Origin of the sequence: Sphingomonas sp. IC4-52 (assembly GCF_020707225.1) — a bacterium.
GTDB lineage: Bacteria > Pseudomonadota > Alphaproteobacteria > Sphingomonadales > Sphingomonadaceae > Sphingomonas.
The window spans coordinates 186,053-201,863 of record NZ_JAJFEU010000003.1 but is presented as its reverse complement, the minus strand read 5'-3'; the positions used below and the strand labels follow the sequence as shown (position 1 = coordinate 201,863).

Below are 15,811 nucleotides of genomic sequence, written 5' to 3'. Positions count from 1 at the left end.
AAGGAGGTTCGGGGGGCTGGTGACCATCGTCCGGTTCGGCCTTCCGACCTCGCCACGGCCGAGAAGCGGCGGTGAAGGGCTGGTCTCGGCATCCCCGCGGCACTATGTCACGGTTATGCAATTCTTTGCCCGGATGAGCCCGTTTCGCGCGGTGCGTGACCTGCGCCTGTTTCTGCACCAGCGGCAGAAGCACGAACTCATCTTCCTCTTCATTTCAGTAATGTTGACTGGGCTGCTGCTGATCGGATTCGCCAAGGACTCGAAGGTCGAGAAGGTCTACAAGCCCGAGATCGTTTATGTGCAGCAGTGGCGTCTCGATCGTACGGACGCGGAGATCAAGGCTCAGCAGGCGATTGATGCCCCCATCAAGCAGAAGATGATGGACGAGCAGAAGCGTCGCCAGGAAGAGTTGCGGGAATCGTTCCGGAAGGTCGATGACAAGCTGAAGCGATGGGGGCTGTAAGCGCCGCTGACGCGCGCTGGATGGGTGTCGCGCTTGCTCTAGCCGAGCGGGGTCGTGGACGAACGAGCCCCAATCCATCGGTTGGATGCGTGATCGTGCGCGACGGTGTTGTGGTCGGTCGCGGATGGACCCAGCCGGGCGGGCGGCCGCACGCAGAGGCGATGGCGCTCCAGGAGGCCGGGGACGCGGCCGCGGGAGCCACGGTCTACGTCACCCTGGAACCATGTGCCCATATTTCCGTGCGCGGGCCGGCGTGCGCTGACCTGCTGGCCAGCAGCAAGGTCTCCCGCGTCGTAGTCGCGCTGGGTGACCCGGATCTGCGCACCAACGGAAAGGGACTGGTCCGGCTGGCGGTTGCCGGGATCGAGACGATCGCAGGCGTGCGAGCGGAGGAAGCGCGCGCCACCATGGCGGGCTTTCTCACCCGGCAGGCGAGCGGTCGGCCGCACGTGACGCTGAAGCTCGCAACCTCGCTCGATGGCTGTATCGCGAGGGAAGATGGCGAGAGCCGCTGGATCACCGGCGCCGAGGCGCGCGCGCATTGCCATCTCGAGCGCAGCCGGCATGAAGCGATCCTGGTCGGTCGGAATACCTGGGAGACCGACCGGCCGAAGCTGGACGTGCGGTTGTCCGGCCTCGAATCGCGATCGCCCCTGCGGGTGATCCTTTCCAGCGGGAGCGGCGGAACGGATCCGGTCTGGCTCGATTCGCCGGTGAGCATTTCGCGCCTGCCGGGCGATCACCTGTTTGTCGAAGGCGGTGCAGGAGCGGCAGCCGCTTTTCTGGCGCAGGACCTTGTTGATCGGCTGATCCTGTATCGCGCCCCGATCCTGATCGGCCGTGGTCGTCCCGCTTTGGGCGACATCGGCCTGGCGACGTTAGCCGATGCGCACGGCCGGTGGACACAGACCGATGCGCGCCAGCTTGGCAGGGACCGGCTCGAGGTCTACGAGCGTGTGCGATGTTTACGGGGATCATAACCGACGTCGGTCAAATCACGCGCGTGGAAACGCGTGGCGACACGCGCGTGGTGGTTGGCACCAGCTACGAAACGCTGGAGATCGATCTGGGCGCTTCGGTCGCCTGTTCGGGGGTATGCCTGACGGTGGTCGACAAGGGCCCGAACTGGCTGGCTTTCGACGTTTCTGGCGAGACGATCCATCGCACGGCGCGGGGGCAGTGGGTCGAGGGACGGCGGCTGAATCTCGAACGTGCGATGAAGCTGGGCGACGAACTCGGCGGGCATATCGTGACCGGGCACGTCGACGGCATTGCCGAGGTGATCGGCATTTGTCCTGATGGCGATTCGAAGCGGGTCGGCTTCCGCGTTTCCAGCGATCTGGCGCCGTTCCTGGCCGCCAAGGGTTCGATAACGGTTGATGGTGTTTCGCTGACCGTCAACGAAGTCACCGATGCAGACGACGGCTCGACTCACTTCGCCGTCAACATCATTCCGCACACCCAAGCCGTGACGACGCTTTCAGATCTGGCACCGGGCAGCGCCGTCAACATCGAGATCGATGTGCTTGCCCGCTATCTCCAACGGATGGAACATTATCGTGCAAAAGCCCGCTGAACTCGCGCGTTTGCGCCACGCCTTCCTCTCGAGCCCCGAAGAGATCATCGACGAGGCGAAGAACGGCCGGATGTTCATCCTTGTCGACGACGAGGATCGCGAGAATGAAGGGGATTTGGTCATCCCGGCTCAGATGGCAACGCCGGAGAAGATCAACTTCATGGCGCGGCATGGGCGTGGGCTGATCTGCCTTGCGCTGTCCAAGTCGCGGGTGGATGCGCTCGGGCTTGATCTGATGAGTCGCCATAACGGGACGCGGCACGAAACCGCATTCACCGTATCGATCGAAGCACGGGAAGGGGTCACGACCGGGATTTCGGCCGCCGATCGGGCGCGCACCATCGCGGTGGCGATCGACTCGTCGAAGGGCAAGGAAGAGATCGTCACGCCCGGCCACGTCTTCCCGCTGGTGGCGCGCAACGGCGGCGTGCTGGTGCGGGCCGGCCATACCGAAGCAGCGGTGGACGTTTCGCGGCTGGCCGGCCTCAATCCGTCCGGCGTGATCTGCGAGATCATGAACGAAGACGGGACGATGGCGCGGATGGACGATCTCGTCTCCTTCGCCCAGCTCCACAATCTTAAGATCGGCACGATCCGCGACCTGATCGCCTATCGGCGGCGGCACGACCATCTTGTCGAGAAGAGGGTCGAGACCGTCTTCGAATCGCGCTGGGGTGGCCAGTGGAAGGCGATGACCTTCCACAACAAGGCGACCGGTGACGAGACGGTTGCGCTGATGAAGGGGCGCATCGATCCCAACAAGCCGACCCTCGTTCGGATGCACACCGCGAGCTACTTCTCGGACATGTTCGGAGAGGTGTCGGATCGCGCTGGCCTGCTGTCGCGCTCCATGGAGCTTATCGCCGACGAAGGCGCGGGCGTGATCGTCGTGATCAATCGCCCGATGAAGGGTGCGATCACCCGTTCCATGCAGCTGCGTGCCGAAGGCAAGGGTGCCGGTGCGCCGGAGGTCGAGGAACTGCGCGACTATGGCGTCGGGGCGCAGATCCTGGCGGAAATCGGGGTGGAGGAAATGATCCTTCTCACCAACACGCATCACACGCTGGTCGGCCTCGACGGCTACGGTCTGTCGATCGTCGGCGAGCGGCCGATCCCCGGCGTGGGCGGCGAATAAGGCTTCGCGATCCGGCCGGGGGCCGGATCGGCGATCATCATCCCAAAGCGCGAGGACCGCGCCTGCGACCCGTTTGGGGATCAACGGAGTTTTGAATGGCCAACATCCTCATCGTCGAGGCTCGGTTCTACGATCATCTGAACGACATGCTGGTTGCCGGCGCGCGTGCCGCGATCGAAGCCGCGGGGCATAACGCCGAGGTTCTGACGGTACCGGGAGCGCTTGAGGTGCCGGGCGCGATCGCCATGGCCGCGGAAAGCGGGCGCTATGATGCGTATGTCGCGCTTGGCGTCGTGATCCGTGGTGAGACCTATCACTTCGAAATCGTGTCGAACGAGAGCGCGCGGGGCATCATGGCGCTCACCATGGACGGCATTCCGATCGGAAACGGCATCCTGACGACCGAAAACGAGGAGCAGGCGATCCGCCGGGCCGATCCGGCGCAGCTCGACAAGGGAGGCGGTGCGGCGCAGGCGGCGCTCGCGATGCTGGACCTGCGCGAACGACTGGGCTGATCCCGGGACTTCCCATTCGGACATAATTCGTCACGGAGCCGGAGCAGGGAGTTGCGCGTAGGGGCCGCTCCCGCCTCAGCCAACCGGCCGTGACCCCGCATGATCATTTCCTCGACACCCCGTCTCAGCGTCCTCGTTTGTGAGGTCTGGCGACCATTGCTCGCGCTGTTCGTCTGGGACTGTATCGTTACCGGCATCTATGTCTTTCAACCATTCCAAGCGCCCGAACTCCCGCTGACAATCTTCGGGTCGGCACTGGCCCTCTTCCTCGGCTTTCGGACCAATTCGGCCTATCAACGCTGGTGGGAAGGTCGCGGTCTCTGGGGCCTGATGATCAACGCGTCGCGAAGCCTGGCCCGCGCCGCCCGCAATTTCCTGCCCGATGATTCCGCTCGCGATCTGAAGCGCACGATCGTGCTTCGCCATGTTGCCTATGTGAACGCCCTGCGCTGTCAGCTTCGCAAGCAACCCTCCGACGCGGAAGTGCTTCGATTCCTGTCCCGCGGTGAGGCCGAACCGGCCCTGCAGCGAACGAACATCGCCAACGGCATTCTGGATGGGACGTCGCGGCGCATCGATGATGCGCGACGGAATGGCTGGCTGGACACGATCCAGCAAGCGCACCTCGAAGGGCTGCTCGTCGATATCTCCAACGCCCAGGGTGGCATGGAGCGACTCAAGAACACGCCGCTGCCCAACCAATATCGCTTCTTTCCGACATTCTTTACCCGGCTGTTCTGCATCCTGCTGCCGATCGGGCTGGTAGAAACCCTGGGGATTGCGACGCCGGTTGGCTCAACCGTCGCTGGCCTCATGTTTCTTGCCGCTCTGCAGATCGGTGATGACCTGGTGGATCCGTTCGCGAACACCATCCATGACGTGCCGCTTGCATCCATGTGCCGCACCATCGAGATCGATCTTCTTCAGGCGATCGGAGACGAGGCGCCCCCGCCGCTACAGCCGGTCAAGGGCGTGCTGTGGTGATCGAAGCCTGGCCGCCGGGATGATTTCACGAACGCTTGGCAAGGCGACCCGATCTTACTTATACTGATGTAAGTAAGATTGGAGAGAATCGCCGATGGCTCACGCGCATACGCTGGCCGCCAACCCGCACTGGCTGCCGGCCAACCCGCCGTCAGTATTGAAGGACATTCCCGGCAGCCGCGGTTTGCCCTTCGTCGGCAATACCTTAGCCGTGCTGAAGGATCCGATCGGTTTCACCAACCGCATGGCTGCCAAGCACGGGCCGGTCTATCGCAACCGCACGTTCGGCGGCGATGGGGTGATCCTGCTCGGTCCGGACGCGAACGAACTCGTCCTGTTCGACAAGGAGAAGAACTTCTCGTCGGAGCAGGGATGGGGCCCCATCCTTAATCTCGTCTTCCCGCGCGGCCTGATGCTGATGGACTTCGAGAAGCATCGTGCCGACCGCAAGGCGCTGTCGGTCGCGTTCAAGCCGGAGCCGATGCGCCACTATGCCGCGGAACTGAACAGCGGCATTGCAGGACAGGTCGGCGCATGGGCCAATCGCACGCTGCCGTTCTACAGCGCGATCAAGGCGTTGAGCCTGGATCTGGCCGCGACCAGCTTCCTTGGCGTTCCGCTCGGCCCAGAGGCGTCGAAGATCAATCAGGCGTTTGTTGATGAAGTTCAGGCCTCGGTTTCGCCGGTCCGGACACCGCTGCCCGGCACCTCCATGCGGCGGGGCGTGAAAGCGCGCGAATATCTGGTCGATTACTTCACGCGCGAGATTCCCGGCCGGCGCAATGGCAGCGGCCAGGACTTCTTTTCCCAGTTCTGCCGGGCGACCGATGAAGCCGGCCAGCCACTCGCCGACGACGCCATCGTCGATCACATGAATTTCCTGATGATGGCGGCGCACGACACGATCACGTCGTCCGCGACCAGCCTGATCATGCTGCTGGGCAAGCATGTGGATTGGCAGGAGAAGCTCCGCGAAGAGGTGCTGGGCCTGGGTAGCAATGACGGCAGCGTGCCCTATGAGCAGCTCGACCGGCTGGTGCTGACCGAATGGGCGTTCAAGGAATCGCTTCGCCTGATGCCGCCGGTACCATCGATCCCGCGGCGTGCCCTGCGAGAATTCACCTTCGGCGGCTACCGGATCCCCGCCGGTACGTTCGTAGGAGTCAACACGGCGTACACCCATCACATGGCAGAGTATTGGCCCGATCCGGAGCGGTTCGATCCGACCCGCTTCTCGCCTGAAGCGTCCAAGGGACGTCATCGCTTTGCCTGGGTGCCGTTTGGCGGCGGCGCGCACATGTGCATCGGGCTGCACTTTGCGACCATGCAGATCCGGATCCTGATTGCCCATCTGCTCAGCCGTTATCGGATCGAGCTTGCACCGGGCGCTGGCGCGGATTGGCAGATCTTTCCAATTCCGCGTCCCAAGGACGGGCTGCCAGTGACGTTCAAGCCGCTGTAATACCGTTGCGGGCGAGCGGCGCCGGCATCCGTGTGGCGCCGCGGCGGCCCCGTTTCGGGCGCGCTGGCTTATTCACAAGGTGTTCAATCCTTTATCGCTATGCCGCGGGAATGCGGATGTGCTTGGCCTTGATTCTGCTGACCCTGCCTGTGCCCGCCATGGCCCAGCCTGGCGATCAGCAGCGCGACGGCGTTGCCGCGTGGCGCGCGCTTCGGGAAGGTAGAATCCTTTCCATCAAGGAGATCGAACGCCGGGTGATCCCGACCATGCGGGATGCACAATATATCGGCTTCGATTTCGAAATGCCGAGCGCCGTCTATACCTTGAAGTTCCTTCGCGACGGCACGGTGATCTGGGTGGATGTCGATGGCCGCTCCGGACAAGTGATCGGTCGCACCGGCAAGTGAGCGCACCTTTTGCCGCCGGCTCGCCGGTGCTAACCAGCATCGTTTCTTTCTGGGAGTGACCATGCGCGTCCTGATCGTCGAGGATGAGCCCAATCTGGGCCAGCAGCTGAAGAACACGCTGGAGGGCGCCGGCTATGCGATCGATCTCGCCACGGACGGCGAGGAGGGGCACTTTCTGGGCTCGACCGAGAATTATGACGCCATCGTTCTTGATCTTGGCCTGCCGGAGATCGACGGCCTGACCGTGCTCGACCGGTGGCGCAAGGAAGGCAAGACCATGCCGGTGCTGGTGCTGACCGCGCGCGACAGCTGGTCCGACAAGGTCGCGGGCCTCGACGCCGGCGCTGACGATTATGTCGCCAAGCCGTTCCAGACAGAGGAACTGATCGCGCGGCTGCGCGCCCTGATCCGCCGCGCATCTGGCAATGCCTCATCGGAGCTCACCGCTGGCGACGTCCGGCTGGACACCCGATCCGGCAAGGTGACGCGGGCCGGGGAGCCGGTGAAGCTCACGGCGCAGGAATACAAGCTGCTGTCATACCTGCTGCACCACAAGGGCAAGGTCGTCAGCCGCACGGAATTGATCGAGCATATCTACGATCAGGATTTCGATCGCGATTCCAATACGATCGAGGTTTTCGTCACCCGTATTCGCAAGAAGCTGGGTCAGGATGTGATCACCACGATCCGGGGACTTGGCTACAGCCTGGAAGATCCGGCGGCCTGAAGCATTTCGGCGCGCGGCTGCTCCCATAAACCTATGCGGTCATATCCTGCCTCGCGCCAGCCATCCGTCACGATCTGCGGCTCCGACTGCGCGATCAGTGGCGGGGTGGCATAAGCCGGAATGATGCCAGCGATCGTCCATGACGCTAGCAAGAAGCCTGTCATCAGGCTGATGAGCAGGCCTGCCATGCCTGCCAAAGCCATCACCGGAAAGGTACGCAACACGACGGCTCTCCTTTCGTTGGGGGTGAACAGAAAAGCGCCAGCATGGTTCCGATGCGCGACGAAGTGATCAACGGCAGCGAGGGCCGGATGGCCAGCACCGGGTCGTTGACCCGGCGCATGATCGTCATCGCGGCGGTGTGGATTTCCTTGCTGCTGGCCGGCGGCGGGTTCGCGCTGGACCGCGTGCTGACCGCGGCAGTGACTCAGAACTTCGACGACCAGCTGGAATATGTCCTGCGCTCGCTGTTGGTGTCGGCGGAAATCGGCCCCGAGGGTGAAGTGATCTTCAATCGGGAGCCCGCCGATCAACGCTTCCTGGAGCCGTATTCCGGACTGTACTGGCAGGTCTCGGCGTCCGGACGAGAGGCATTTCCATCCCGGTCCTTATGGGATCGACAGCTCGCCCATTCCGAGAACCACAACGACCGCGGCGTCCACATCTACAACAGCGACCAGTTCGGGACGGAGAAGCTGCGGGTCGTCGAGCGGGATGTGAAGCTGCCGGGATCCGAGGTGCGTTGGCGCTTTCAAGTGGCGCAAAGCCGTGAAGGATTGGACGCGCAGATCGGCGCGCTGCGGCGGACGCTGGTTCGCAGCTTTTTGCTTCTGGGCCTGGGACTGGTGGTGCTGGCGGCGTTGCAGACCTTCTACGGTCTTCTGCCCCTGCGAAAGCTTCGGCTGGAGATCGCGCGGATGCGGGGTGGTCGAACCAACCGGATTGCAGGGCCGCTGCCGGTCGAGGTGGCGCCGTTGGTCGAAGAGCTGAACGCCCTCGTCGCGCATAACGAAACGCAGGCCGAGGAAGCACGACGCCACGCCGGCAACCTTGCTCATGCACTGAAAACGCCGCTGACGGTGATCATGAACGCGGCCACGGCGCAATCGGATGATCTGGCCGAGACGGTGGTCCGGGAGGCACGCACCATGCGTCGGCAGGTCGACCACCATCTCGCCCGCGCGCGTGCGGTGGGGCGGCGAGGCTCCGCCCACAGTCGCGCGGAAGTCTGGCCGAGCGTGGAATCCGTGGAGCGGGCGGTGCAGCGCCTGTACCCTCATGTCCGGATCGACATGGACGGCCCTAGGGATCTGGTCGCCCATATCGAACGGCAGGATCTCGACGAGATCATGGGCAATCTGGTCGAAAATGCTGCGAAATACGGCGGCGGCAGCGTGTTCGTGACGGTGAGCGCGCAGGCTGGCTTCGTGGAGATCATGGTTGAGGACGACGGCATGGGCATTCCGGAGGCCGATCGCATCCGCATCTTCGATCGCGGGGTGCGCCTGGATACGGGTAAGCCGGGGACCGGGCTGGGTTTGGCGATCGTACGCGATGTAGCCGAGATCTATGAGGGCACGGTGAGTCTGGAAGAGAGCGAGGACCTTGGCGGGTTGCTGGTGCGGCTGCGGCTGCCGATGGCCAGCTGAGTAGAGGCCTTCCACTCTTACACTAGGCAATGTCTCGGGCGCCCACGATCAACGGGCATCGTCATGCCGGACGGAGCTGGTCCCCCTTCCAGTGCTCGCGGGAGGCCCACGGTGGCTGCCCGTCGTATTGGTCGAAGCGGTGACGTCGATCGGGGGTAATGCGGCAGTGACGGTTTACGAGGCCTGCTGCGGCCAAACGGTGCCGTCAGCAAAGAGCCGATCTATTTGGTGCGCGGCTCAGCGGTAAGGCGGGAGATCAGGGCGGCGCTGCGCATTGCCTGGCGCGGCAGGCTCCTGAGGTCCACCCATTCTCCCACGGCGTGAGCACCGCCTCCGGACGCGCCCATGCCTCCGAGCGTCACCGCGTCTGCGGCGACGAAGCTGGAGTCTGCCGCGCCGCGCTTCGCGGGGTCCATTTCCTGCATTTCCGGCAAGCCGAGATCGCGGTTTACCTGGTTGAGCTTGTCCATCAGTGCGCGATTGCCGGCGGTCGGCGGCATGGACGGATAGCCTTCAAAGAAGCGGATCGAGGCATCGGTGCCCGGCAGGTGCTTGGCGACGATGCCTTCCATCGCGGCCTTGATCCGTATGTCCTGCTCGGGCGAGAGGCTGCGCAGATCGCCACGCGCCACGGCCCGGGCCGGGATGACGTTCGTCTTGCCTTCCGCCGTGCCCTTCACCCCCGCTGCATCCAGCACCGCCGGTGTTCCGCCGACGACGACGCTGACGTTGAAGGTCAGGTTCCGTTCGGGGAGCGTACGGCGGAATTCATCAAGAATGCGTGCGAGTTCGTACACTGCACCGTAACCCATCGAAGCGTTGAAAATGCCGCTGGAATGACCGGTGCGCCCGCTCGTGATGATTTCCCAATTGGTGGAACTGCGCCGCGCCGTGGTGGCAAATTCCTGCGTCCCGTCGACGGCCAGGTTTTCATATTCGAGCGCCACGTCCGCCCATTTCCCCGCCTCGATCAGATCCTTGCGCGCGGTGGCGAGCGGTGCGCCGGTCTTCTCCTCATCGCCGGTCAGCACGATCTTGATGTCCGCGTTCTTGAGCGTTCCGGCAGCCTGCATGGCCCGCAAAGTGGCAACGATCACGACGAGGCCGCCCTTGTCATCGCCGACGCCGGGACCCGTCACGCGATCCCCTTCGCGCGACCAGCCGGTGAACGGGCTGTCGGGCTCGAACACGGTGTCGAGATGGCCGATCAGCAATACGCGCTTGCCGCGGCCGTTGCCCTTGTGCGTGGCCACCACATGGCCGGCGCGGCCCGTTGCCGTCATGTCGACCCATTCGACCGCGAAACCGAGTGGCTCCAGCTCCGCGCGCATCATATCGCCTACGGTCTTTACACCCGCGATGTTGAGGCTGCCCGAATTCTGCCGAACAAGCTTTTCGAGCAGTGCCTCGTGCCGCGGAACCTCCTGCGCGATCACATCCTTCATGCGCGTTTCCGGCGCGCCTGCCGCGGCGCCCAGGAGCAGAGCCATGGCTGGAAGCGCGACGGCAGGAAGCGGAAGAGCGGCGAGGTAGCGGCGAGCGATCATCTACGCAGGCTTAGCGAGTGATTCCGGGATGTGTAGGGGATCATGTCAAGTCGTTGCGCTTTTTGCAGGTGCATTGAACGCGAACGGCGCTTCGGCCATTCCCTCCAAGCCGCGCAGGTCGGCGCGGTCATGCGAACGGGCGAGAAAGCCCGCCGTACAGGCAGGAGACCGAACATGAGCCTCATCATCGCCGCCGGGCTGCTGCTCGGCGCACCATCAGTCGACGCGCATCGTGTCGAACTCGATTATCGCGGACAGCGCGTGGACGTCACGTATCGCAGTAACCTGGACGTGAGCCACAAGCAGGTCGGGGTTGCCGGGCCGGGTGGCCGCGCAAGCACGCTCCGCTGTGCCTGGAAGGCGAACGTCAGCATCCATCGGGAGGCACGAAGCGCCGCCGGTCATGTGCTTGCCCGCACCATCGCCAGCGATGCGCCGATCGGGGGCAGCCGCCCCGGCTGGTGCTCTGCCCAGCGGTCTGCCATCGCGCAGGAGGTGACTGCACGGAGCAGCGCGGTACGCGAGCACTTGCTGGCTGTGGCGGAGCAGGACCGCGATGCCCTGGCGCTCGAACTGGACGCCGCTCACGCGCCGGCGCGTAGCTGACATGAAGGCGATCGCAATCGTGTTGGCCGCAGCCTCCGCTGCTGCGGCCCTGCCAGCATTCGCTCAGGCAGATCTCGGCGCCAGCGTCGAAGTGGCAACGGACGAACGGCGGCGCGGGATCAGCTGGAGCGACGGGGAGCTGTCGCCGGCGGCAAGTGTCAGCTTGGGTATGCCATCCGGGTTCGACGTGAGCGCGCGCGTTACCGGAACGCGCGGCGACCCCCGGCATGGCGGAGCAGATGCCGTGTTCGACATGACGGGCGGCTTCTCCCGCGACATCGGTGGTGGGCTACGACTGGATGGATTCGTTACGGGCCATCTGTTTGCCGGCGCGGCCGAGCGGCTCGACTATGTCGAGGTTGGCCTTGGTGCCAGCTATGCGCTGGGGCCAGCCGAGGTCGGGATCGATGCGCGCTATGCGCCGGATCAGAACGCGATCGGCGGAGACAATCTTTGGTTTGGCGCCCGCGCGCGTGTCGGCGTACCGGCGACACCCTTTACGCTCAATGCGGAAATCGGTCACTCCACCGGCAGCGTTGATGACTGGCGCCGCGCTGCGCGTCTGCGCCCCGGCGGCGACTATACCGATTGGTCGCTTGGCGTTGATCACATCACCGGGCCCGTCACGCTGGGGCTGACCTACACGGGAACCGACATCGAGCAGGTGGTTGACTCGCCCTTTGCGAATGGACGCCATACCGGCGACAAAGTGACCGCGCGGCTCGCCATCAATTTCTGATCCCGGCTTTGCGCCCGCCCGTTTCGGGGAGCGTCGCGGGCGTAAACCGGACGCGGTGTCCGGACTCTTCCTTTTCCATTGCGGAGCCGTCAGAAGGCCCCAAACGATCAGGGAGAGGGACGATGAAGTCACCGATTTGCGAGATGCTGGGTATCGATTTTCCGCTGCTCGCCTTCAGCCATTGCCGGGATGTGGTTGCGGCGGTGAGCCGTGCCGGAGGGTTCGGCGTGCTGGGCGCGACCGGACATACGCTGGAAAGCCTGGAGATGGAGCTCGCCTGGATCGACGCTCATGTCGATGGCAAGCCCTATGGCCTTGACGTGCTGATCCCGGAAAACCTGGCCACCGGCGGCGCGAAGGGGCTGACCCGCGCGTCCATCATGGACAAGGTGCCCCTCGAACATCGCGAATTCGTCGGCAAGCTGGCACAGAAGCATCATTTCACGATGCCGGAGGAGCGGGCCAATTCAGACGCGCCAGCGCCGTTCGACCCGAATCTGGCGTTGGAGATGCTCAACGTGGCCTTCCGCCACCCGATCAAGCTGATCGCGAACGCGCTGGGCGTGCCGCCGCAAGCGATGATCGACATGGGGCGCGAACGCGGCGTGCCGGTCGCGGCGCTGGTGGGCGCAAAGGAGCATGCAATCCGCCAGGTCGAGGCCGGCGTTGACATCCTGGTGGTGCAGGGTGGCGAGGCCGGCGGCCATTGCGGCGAAGTTTCGACCATGGTGCTGGTGCCCGAAGTGATCCGCGCGCTGGAAGCACGCGGCCAGCGCGTGCCAGTGCTCGCGGCCGGCGGGATCATGACCGGCGGGCAAATGGCGGCCTCCATGGCGATGGGAGCTGATGGCGTTTGGACCGGATCGGTGTGGCTCGCGACGCCTGAGAGCGAATGTTCCGACGTGTTCCGCGAGAAGATGGTCGAGGCCAGTTCGCGTGACACGGTTCGCTCCAAGAGCCGCACCGGCAAGCCATCTCGCCAGCTTCGTTCCGCCTGGACCGATGCGTGGGAGGGACCGGAATCGCCCGGCCCGTTGCCGATGCCGTACCAGAGCCTGATCAGCGAACCCGCCATCCGCGCCTGCGACGTGGCCGCGCAAAAGGGCGATCCTGCCGCGCGCGAGATGGTGACGTATTTCGTGGGCCAAGGCGTGGGCCTGGTCGATCAGGTTCGTCCAGCCGGTCAGGTCGTCCAAGACTTCAAGATGGAGTTCGCCGAGGCGGTGGAGCGGATGACCAATTTGATCGGCGATTGACTCGTCTCGTCCGATCAGGCGGCATCTTCATCGCTCCGCTAACGCTTAGGTAACGCCCTTCTCCCCAGGTCATTCCGGCACGCCGCGATTGGGCGTGCCGGGATTTCCGAGAAGGGGGAAGGCGGGCCATGCGCTTGTATCTTGCAAGCTCGTTCATTTTTCCGCGCAGCCTGCAACTGCGGCTGTTTGCGGTGTGTTTTGTGGGCACGCACCTGCCCCTGGCCGCTTTTCTGGTCTGGGCGGCGGCGACCGGGCGGCTCGACGTTCTAGGCGCGATCGTCGTGATAGCCGCCACCGTGCTCGGGATGCTGATCGCGGTCGGCGGGATCTATGCGTTGCTAGCCCCAATCGATCTCGCCGCCCGGGCATTGAATGATGCGGACGATGGCGAGATCGCGCAGGTACCGCAGCTGTCGGGCGGCGACCTTGCCGCGCGCCTGCTCGCCGGGGTCAACCGGGCGGCTGGTGCCACAGCGGAGCGGATGCGCAAGCTGAGCCGAGAAGCGAATGTCGATGTCCTCACCGGCGTGCTGAATCGCCGCGGGCTGTTGCAGCAGCTCGATACCTTATCCGAACAGGAAACAACCGGCGCCGTGGCGCTGGTGGACATGGACCATTTCAAGCTCGTGAACGACCTGCTGGGGCATGAGACGGGCGATCGCGTGCTGCAGGATTTCGCAAAGGTACTCGCCGGGACAGTGCGGCACACCGATCTGGTCGCCCGCTGGGGCGGCGAAGAATTCCTGGTTTACTTTCGCGGAGCAACGGAGGCGCAGGCACAATCGGTGCTGATGCGGATTGCTGAGCGGATCCGGAATGAACCGCTCGCGCATCTTGGCGAGCGGCCGGTTACCTTCTCAGCGGGAACAACCGCAGCATCGCGGGGCACCCTCGACGAGGCGCTGCGCCGGGCAGACTCCGCGCTGTATGAAGCCAAACACCGCGGGCGGGCGCGGATCCTGAGCAACGCGGAGCTCAGTTGCTGAGGCCCCTGCCGCGCTCCAACTCCTTCGGCGCGGAGGGGATCAGATCCCTTCCGCGAACACCTGGTGACCCGCCGCCTCCAGTGCGGCCGTGAGATCGGCGATGCAGGCATCCACCGCGGAGCCATCTGGTGACCGCACCACGAAGTTCGCGCCGGTCCGCCCTTCGCGGAAGAAAGGGTAACTGCCGATCGCAACCCCCGCATGGGTCCGTTCCGCCTCGCGCAGCACGTCGGCAATCTCGCTTTCGGCAACCCAGCAGCCGATTTGTCGGCTGACAACTGGCCGGCCGCCCTGAAGCGTACCGGTCAGCGAGTCGAGCATGCCAGCAGTGATGTGCGGCACGCCGGCCATGATAAAGACGTTGCCGATGTGAATGCCCGGCGCCCCCGACATTCGGTTTTCGATCAGCTCGGCCCCCTCAGGTACGCGCGCCATACGCAGCCGAGCCTCGCTGGCCCCGCCGCGGGTGGCATAATAGCGCTCCAGCACGGCGACGGCCTCAGGGTGATGAACGACGCCGACGCCCAATGCGGTAGCAATCGCATCCACCGTGATGTCGTCGTGCGTCGGCCCAATTCCACCGGTGGTGAAGAGATAATCGTTGCGGGCGCGCAACGTGTTCACCGCCTCTACAATCGCGTCTTCTCGATCGGGCACCACGCGAACTTCGACCAGACGAATGCCTTGGACATTCAACCATTGCGCGATTTGCGCGATGTTCTTGTCCTGCGTTCGGCCGGAGAGGATTTCGTCGCCGATCACGACGAGAGCGGCGGTCCAGATGCGTTCGCTTTCCATGCGAGCCTCGGCATAGCCTCGCAAAACTACCCTCGTCACGCTATATCGGCGGTCATGACCGAATATGTTACCGTCACCAGTGACGCGCCCATGGGCCGCAACGGCGCGATCAAGCTGCATGGCCCGGACGCCTTTGTCGGGATGCGCGCCGCCGGTCAGCTTGCCGCCGAGACGCTGGACATGATCATCCCGCACATGGTGCCGGGCGTTACCACTGCCGAGATCGACCGGCTGGTGCATGATTTCATCAAGAGCCGCGGCGGCGTACCGGCGACGCTTGGCTATCGCGGTTATACCCATAGCTGCTGCATCTCGATCAATCATGTCGTCTGCCATGGCATTCCCAGCGAGAAGACGCTGAAATCGGGCGATATCGTCAACGTCGACGTGACGCCCATTCTGGATGGCTGGCACGGTGATTCATCGCGGATGTATCTGATTGGTGACGTGCCCTTGAAGGCGCGACGCCTGGTGGACGTGACGCACGAGTGCCTGATGCTGGGGATCGAGCAGGCGAAGCCGGGCAACACGCTGGGCGATGTGGCCCACGTCATCCAGCGTTATGCTGAATCGCATCGCTATGGCGTGGTTCGCGATTTCTGCGGCCATGGTCTGGGGCGGTTGTTTCATGATGCGCCGGAGGTGGTGCATGTCGGCCGGCCGGGCACTGGCCCAGAGCTGAAGCCGGGTATGATTTTCACGATCGAGCCGATGATCAATATCGGTCGGCCGGACGTGAAGCTGCTCGACGATGGCTGGACGGCGGTGACGCGCGATCGTTCCCTGTCGGCCCAGTTTGAGCATTCGATCGGCATCACCGAGGACGGTTGCGAGGTCTTCACCTTCTCGCCAGCAGGGCTGCACAAGCCACCGTACGCCTGATTTCCCCGGGACGGGGCGGCGATGCTGCCCCACTTAGGGGTATCGGCAATGTGCAACCCACCGGGCTCAGCCTGTCTTC

General features: G+C 64.2%; 18 protein-coding genes. 15 read left to right on the top strand and 3 right to left on the bottom strand.

What is annotated here, in order from left to right:
* Positions 1-19 precede the first annotated feature (19 nt).
* From LK535_RS09885 to LK535_RS09845, 9 genes are all read left to right on the top strand, one after another.
* On the top strand, positions 20-463 hold the full coding sequence (locus LK535_RS09885; RefSeq protein ID WP_227771739.1) for a hypothetical protein: 444 nt from the start codon (positions 20-22) through the stop codon (positions 461-463).
* Entirely contained in the window at positions 451-1,443 is a 993-nt protein-coding gene (ribD, locus tag LK535_RS09880) for a bifunctional diaminohydroxyphosphoribosylaminopyrimidine deaminase/5-amino-6-(5-phosphoribosylamino)uracil reductase RibD (RefSeq protein ID WP_415837121.1), read from the top strand. The genes LK535_RS09885 and ribD overlap by 13 nt, the downstream gene beginning before the upstream one ends.
* On the top strand, positions 1,425-2,039 hold the full coding sequence (locus tag LK535_RS09875; protein ID WP_227771738.1) for a riboflavin synthase: 615 nt from the start codon (positions 1,425-1,427) through the stop codon (positions 2,037-2,039). Before ribD ends, LK535_RS09875 begins: the two co-directional genes overlap by 19 nt.
* A complete protein-coding gene (ribB, locus tag LK535_RS09870; RefSeq protein ID WP_415837120.1) occupies positions 1,984-3,174 on the top strand; it encodes a 3,4-dihydroxy-2-butanone-4-phosphate synthase in 1,191 nt (396 codons plus the stop codon). The genes LK535_RS09875 and ribB overlap by 56 nt, the downstream gene beginning before the upstream one ends.
* Positions 3,175-3,269: 95 nt before the next feature.
* A complete protein-coding gene (ribH, locus tag LK535_RS09865) occupies positions 3,270-3,689 on the top strand; it encodes a 6,7-dimethyl-8-ribityllumazine synthase (protein WP_227771736.1) in 420 nt (139 codons plus the stop codon).
* 99 nt (positions 3,690-3,788) lie between these two features.
* Positions 3,789-4,673, top strand: coding sequence for a bestrophin family protein (locus LK535_RS09860; RefSeq protein ID WP_227771735.1), 885 nt, complete (start codon positions 3,789-3,791; stop codon positions 4,671-4,673).
* A 94-nt stretch (positions 4,674-4,767) separates the two neighbouring features.
* Positions 4,768-6,135, top strand: a complete 1,368-nt coding sequence (locus tag LK535_RS09855) for a cytochrome P450 (RefSeq protein WP_227771734.1) — start codon at positions 4,768-4,770, stop codon at positions 6,133-6,135.
* 116 nt (positions 6,136-6,251) lie between these two features.
* On the top strand, positions 6,252-6,542 hold the full coding sequence (locus LK535_RS09850) for a hypothetical protein (protein ID WP_321576554.1): 291 nt from the start codon (positions 6,252-6,254) through the stop codon (positions 6,540-6,542).
* 61 nt (positions 6,543-6,603) lie between these two features.
* Positions 6,604-7,269, top strand: a complete 666-nt coding sequence (locus LK535_RS09845; protein ID WP_066777344.1) for a response regulator transcription factor — start codon at positions 6,604-6,606, stop codon at positions 7,267-7,269.
* Here the strand turns inward: LK535_RS09845 and LK535_RS09840 are convergent.
* Positions 7,242-7,493, bottom strand: a complete 252-nt coding sequence (locus tag LK535_RS09840) for a hypothetical protein (RefSeq protein WP_227771733.1) — start codon at positions 7,491-7,493, stop codon at positions 7,242-7,244. The genes LK535_RS09845 and LK535_RS09840 overlap by 28 nt on opposite strands.
* A gap of 51 nt (positions 7,494-7,544) precedes the next feature.
* On the opposite strand from LK535_RS09840, the gene LK535_RS09835 reads away from it, so the two are divergent.
* The gene (locus LK535_RS09835) at positions 7,545-8,918 is read left to right on the top strand and encodes an ATP-binding protein (protein WP_415837123.1); all 1,374 of its coding nucleotides are present in this window, start codon (positions 7,545-7,547) and stop codon (positions 8,916-8,918) included.
* 221 nt (positions 8,919-9,139) lie between these two features.
* Here the strand turns inward: LK535_RS09835 and LK535_RS09830 are convergent, their stop codons facing one another.
* Positions 9,140-10,465: a M20/M25/M40 family metallo-hydrolase gene (locus LK535_RS09830; RefSeq protein ID WP_227771731.1), complete on the bottom strand. Its 1,326-nt coding sequence runs from the start codon at positions 10,463-10,465 to the stop codon at positions 9,140-9,142.
* Positions 10,466-10,639: 174 nt separating this feature from the next.
* Between LK535_RS09830 and LK535_RS09825 the strand changes: the two genes are divergently transcribed.
* The 4 genes from LK535_RS09825 (at position 10,640) to LK535_RS09810 (ending at position 14,052) form a co-directional block, all read left to right on the top strand.
* A complete protein-coding gene (locus LK535_RS09825) occupies positions 10,640-11,071 on the top strand; it encodes a hypothetical protein (RefSeq protein ID WP_227771730.1) in 432 nt (143 codons plus the stop codon).
* A gap of 1 nt (position 11,072) precedes the next feature.
* Entirely contained in the window at positions 11,073-11,810 is a 738-nt protein-coding gene (locus LK535_RS09820) for a TorF family putative porin (protein ID WP_227771729.1), read from the top strand.
* Positions 11,811-11,932: 122 nt separating this feature from the next.
* A complete protein-coding gene (locus LK535_RS09815; protein ID WP_227771728.1) occupies positions 11,933-13,066 on the top strand; it encodes an NAD(P)H-dependent flavin oxidoreductase in 1,134 nt (377 codons plus the stop codon).
* Between the two features lie 128 nt (positions 13,067-13,194).
* A complete protein-coding gene (locus LK535_RS09810; protein ID WP_227771727.1) occupies positions 13,195-14,052 on the top strand; it encodes a GGDEF domain-containing protein in 858 nt (285 codons plus the stop codon).
* Positions 14,053-14,091: 39 nt separating this feature from the next.
* Here the strand turns inward: LK535_RS09810 and LK535_RS09805 are convergent, their stop codons facing one another.
* Positions 14,092-14,850 (bottom strand): competence/damage-inducible protein A, encoded by a 759-nt coding sequence (locus LK535_RS09805; protein ID WP_227771726.1) that lies wholly within the window; start codon positions 14,848-14,850, stop codon positions 14,092-14,094.
* Positions 14,851-14,904: 54 nt separating this feature from the next.
* Between LK535_RS09805 and map the strand changes: the two genes are divergently transcribed.
* Positions 14,905-15,732 (top strand): type I methionyl aminopeptidase, encoded by an 828-nt coding sequence (gene map, locus LK535_RS09800; RefSeq protein ID WP_227771725.1) that lies wholly within the window; start codon positions 14,905-14,907, stop codon positions 15,730-15,732.
* Positions 15,733-15,811 lie beyond the last annotated feature (79 nt).